Origin of the sequence: Archangium sp., from assembly GCF_036389735.1 — a bacterium.
In the GTDB taxonomy this organism is placed as follows: domain Bacteria; phylum Myxococcota; class Myxococcia; order Myxococcales; family Myxococcaceae; genus Archangium.
This window is the reverse complement of sequence record NZ_DASVWK010000501.1, coordinates 1-3,545: the sequence shown is the minus strand read 5'-3', so window position 1 is coordinate 3,545 and position 3,545 is coordinate 1. Positions and strand designations below refer to the sequence as shown.

The 3,545-nt window shown below is 68.0% G+C and carries 4 protein-coding genes and 1 pseudogene; 4 read left to right on the top strand and 1 reads right to left on the bottom strand.

What is annotated here, in order from left to right; all coding sequences use genetic code 11:
* On the top strand, positions 1-653 hold a 653-nt coding region (locus tag VF794_RS17585), incomplete at its 5' end, for a tetratricopeptide repeat protein (protein WP_414640919.1).
* 111 nt (positions 654-764) lie between these two features.
* On the opposite strand, the gene VF794_RS17580 is transcribed toward VF794_RS17585, so the two are convergent.
* Positions 765-1,067, bottom strand: coding sequence for a hypothetical protein (locus VF794_RS17580; RefSeq protein ID WP_331111878.1), 303 nt, complete (start codon positions 1,065-1,067; stop codon positions 765-767).
* A 219-nt stretch (positions 1,068-1,286) separates the two neighbouring features.
* Here VF794_RS17580 and VF794_RS17575 point away from each other — a divergent pair, with 219 nt between their 5' ends.
* The 3 genes and pseudogenes from VF794_RS17575 to VF794_RS17565 form a co-directional block, all read left to right on the top strand.
* A complete protein-coding gene (locus VF794_RS17575) occupies positions 1,287-2,639 on the top strand; it encodes an RtcB family protein (RefSeq protein WP_331111876.1) in 1,353 nt (450 codons plus the stop codon).
* A gap of 226 nt (positions 2,640-2,865) precedes the next feature.
* Positions 2,866-3,045 (top strand): hypothetical protein, encoded by a 180-nt coding sequence (locus VF794_RS17570; RefSeq protein WP_331111874.1) that lies wholly within the window; start codon positions 2,866-2,868, stop codon positions 3,043-3,045.
* A pseudogene (locus tag VF794_RS17565) lies at positions 3,045-3,545 on the top strand (IS4 family transposase); the annotation flags it as partial. The gene VF794_RS17570 and the pseudogene VF794_RS17565, both read left to right, overlap by 1 nt.

Below are 3,545 nucleotides of genomic sequence, written 5' to 3'. Positions count from 1 at the left end.
GGGGGGTGGTGATGGGGGTGCGGGAGCTGAAAGAGGAGGCGATGGACCTCTACGCGCGACGGAAGTTCACGGAATGCGCGCGCACCTACAGCCGGCTCCTGGAACTGGAGCCGAGGGATCCTCACCTCTACGTGCGCCATGCCGAGGCCTGGCGGCGAGCGGGAGACCGGGCCAAGGCGATCACCTCGTACCGGGCGGCGGCGGAGCTGCTGCTGGAGCTGGGGTGCGAGGCGCGGGCGCGGGCGGCGTTGAAGGTGGCGCTGGAGTTGGATCCAAAGGACACGGAGCTCGCCTACGCCCTGGCGCGACTGACGCCCACCTTCGCCCATGCGACCAGGCCGGCGCCGACGCAGCGGCCGCCCTCACGCATTCCCGAGGAGAAGCGGGAGCAGGTGGAGCTGCACACGCGGGCGGCGAATGTGCCGGGAAGACTGGCACTGCCGCCGGCCCCGAGCACACCCGTGGCGCCCCTGCCCTCGACGGCGGAGGTGCGCAGGCTGTCGACGAACACGATCGCCTTGAGGGCCGCGCCGGGGACGCGCTGGGTGGTGGTGTCCTCGCGCGCGCCGCTGACGGCCTACGAGGTGGATTCGCTGGAGCGGGTGAAGGCGCGGGAGTTCACGCTGGAAGTGACGATGACGCCCGAGAGCTGAGTGCTCGCGGGTGGGGCTTGTCGCGCGAAGGCCTTCACCTGAAACGCAACGGGGCCGACCACTTCACCGTGGCCGACCCCAAGCCTGTGTTCCTCCCGGCGGCGGTGGCGCTCAGAGGGCGGCGGAGTCCTGCGCGTGCGCCTCGTGCTCGCTGGAGACGTCCTGCTCGAGGGGGAAGAAGTCCCACACGCGGGAGTCCTTCTTCGCGGCGGGCTCGGTCGCCTGGACCATGGCCTCGCAGTGTTCACTCTTCCGCTTGGGGTGGCAGTGGCGGACACCGTAGACATGGTGGCAGCCGCACGGATCCACGCGCTTCTTGCTGCAAATGGCCGGGTTGAACACCGGGGCCGTCTTCACATCCACGGGGCCCGCGTTCAGCGACATGGCCACCACCAGCGCTCCGAAAATCCCCATCTCCCAACCCCCTTGAAGCTCCGGGAATAGGAATGGGAATGAAGAGAGAAAGCGGCAACTGCGGGCGTACTCGGACCGACATCTCTCGCACGCCGGCCGTTGACCGGCCGCATGCCAGGCCGCTCGCTTTGTCCATCAGCTTCCACACGGGTCCATCGTCAGCTTCTAGAGGACGCTTCCGTCGCTGCCAGCGGTTGAAGCAGACCGGGGGAACTCGCCATGAGCTGGACGCAAAGGTTGGAGAAGGTCGCGGAGGGCCACTTCGTCCTGCCGAAGACCAAGACGATGCGGGTGGATGCCCACCTGTTCCTGTCGGACAAGCTGCTGTGGGGCGCGGGCCCCGAGCTGCCGGGTCTCGAGGAGGGCGTGTTCGATCAGGTGGTGAACGCGGCCTCGTTCCCCGGGGTGACGCGGGTGGCGGTGACGCCGGACTGCCACCTGGGCTACGGGGTGCCGATTGGCACGGTGGTGGAGACGGAGGGAATCCTGCTCCCCACGGCGGCGGGCTACGACATCGGCTGCGGCATGGTGCAGCTCAAGACGACGCTCACGGCCGAGGACGTGGCGGACCCGGTCAAGCGCCGCCAGTGGATCAACGAGGTGACCAGGCGCATCGCCGTGGGCGTGGGGGCCTCGCGGGTGCAGAAGCAGCGGAGCATCAACGCGCGCACGTTCGCCGAGGTGGTGCGGCACGGGGCCAAGGCACTGGGCCGCAACGCGTCCACCACGGAGCGCGACTTCATCCCGGTGGAGGATGACCGGGTGGACATCCCCGAGCGGGCCTACGCCAAGCGGGACCAGCTGGGGAGCCTCGGGGGAGGCAACCACTTCACGGAGATGCAGGTGGACCAGGAAGGGCGCGTGTGGGTGATGTTGCACACGGGCAGCCGGGGCTTCGGGTGGAACATCGCGAAGCACTACTTCGTGGAAGGAGCGGCGGAGCGGGGGCTGAGCATGCGCAGCGAGGACTTCATCTGGCTGGACGCGGACAGCCGGCTGGGACGCGAGTACTGGAACCTGCACAACATGGCGGCCAACTTCGCGGTGGCCAACCGGCTCATCATCGGCGAGGCGGTGTGCGCGGCGCTCGAGGAGGTGTTCGGCGGGACGGCGGACATCTATTACGAGATCTCCCACAACCTCATCCAGAAGGAGGCGGGGAAGTTCGTGGCGCGCAAGGGGGCGACGCGGGCCTTCCCGGGCGGGCACCCGGCGCTGCGCAGGACGCAGTGGGAGAAGACGGGCCATCCCATCCTCATTCCGGGCTCGATGGAGACGGGGAGCGCCATCCTGTTCGCGGAGGAGGGGGCGGAGCAGTCCATCTACTCGGTGAACCACGGGGCGGGGCGGCGGCTGTCGCGAGGCGAGGCGAGGCGGGTGCTGGACCAGTCGGAGACGGACCAGCGCATGTCCGAGGCGGACATCCTGCTCAACACGCGGGTGACGCCGCTGGACGAGTCGGGGCCCTGCTACAAGAACCTGGACGACGTGCTGGAGACGGTGGAGATGGCGCACCTGGCGAAGGTGGCGAAGCGCCTCAAGCCGGTGGCGTGCATCAAGGGCGCCGACTGAAGCCAGGCAGCACGGTGGCCCCACCCCCTCTCCCACCGGGAGAGGGATACGATGAGTTTTGTTGAAAGGGGCTGTGATTCCGGGGGGTTAGGCCCACCACTTTCAAGGTCGGGGGGATGATACTACCCGGCAAGAAAAGCGAGCGAGGGAGCGGGCTGGAAGCCGAGGGAGCAGCACCGGGCTACTGCGGAGGTCATCTTTCAGGGACGACTCTGGAGGAAGGACCGTGGCCCTGGAAGCCGTGTTCGAGCGCTTCACGAAGAAAAGCCCGTTGACGGTCATGGCACGCCTGCTCATGCAGCAGGCGCCGAGCCGTGAGTGGCTGGACGAGCAGTTCGAGCAGCACCGCGACAAGCAGTACACCAGTACACGCGCGAATTGCTCTTCTCCAGCGTGGTGGACCTGATGGCTCTGGTGGCCCTGGGGCTCAAGCCGTCGCTGCATGCGGCGGCCCAGGCGAGCCCCGAGCTGGGGGTATCGCTGACGGCGCTGTACGACAAGGTGAATCACACCGAGCCAGAGGTAGTACGCGCCTTGGTGAGAGGGTGCGCCGAGAAGCTGGTCCCGGTGGTTGCGCCCATGAAGACGCAGCAGGTGCCGTGGGCGGCGGGCTATCGAGTGCGCGTGCTGGATGGCAGCCACCTGGCGGCGAGCGAAAAGAGATTGAAGCCGTTGCGCGGCTTGCGTGGAGCGGCACTGCCCGGCCAATCGCTTGTGGTGTATGCGCCGGAATTGGACCTGGTGGTGGAGAGGGTGCCCGCCGAGGACGCGCACGCGCAGGAGCGCGCCCTGACGGGGCCCGTGTTGGCGCAGGTGCAGAAGAGAGAGCTGTGGTTGGCCGACAGGAGTTTCTCCACCACGGGCAGTCTCTTCGCCCTTCATGACAAGCAGGCCGCCTTCGTCATC

What these genes read in the sequence shown, in the direction of transcription:
- VF794_RS17580 (WP_331111878.1), bottom strand. Translation starts at nt 1,067, where the DNA reads ATGGGGATTTTCGGAGCGCTGGTGGTGGCCATGTCGCTGAACGCGGGC.
- VF794_RS17575 (WP_331111876.1), top strand. Translation starts at nt 1,287, where the DNA reads ATGAGCTGGACGCAAAGGTTGGAGAAGGTCGCGGAGGGCCACTTCGTC.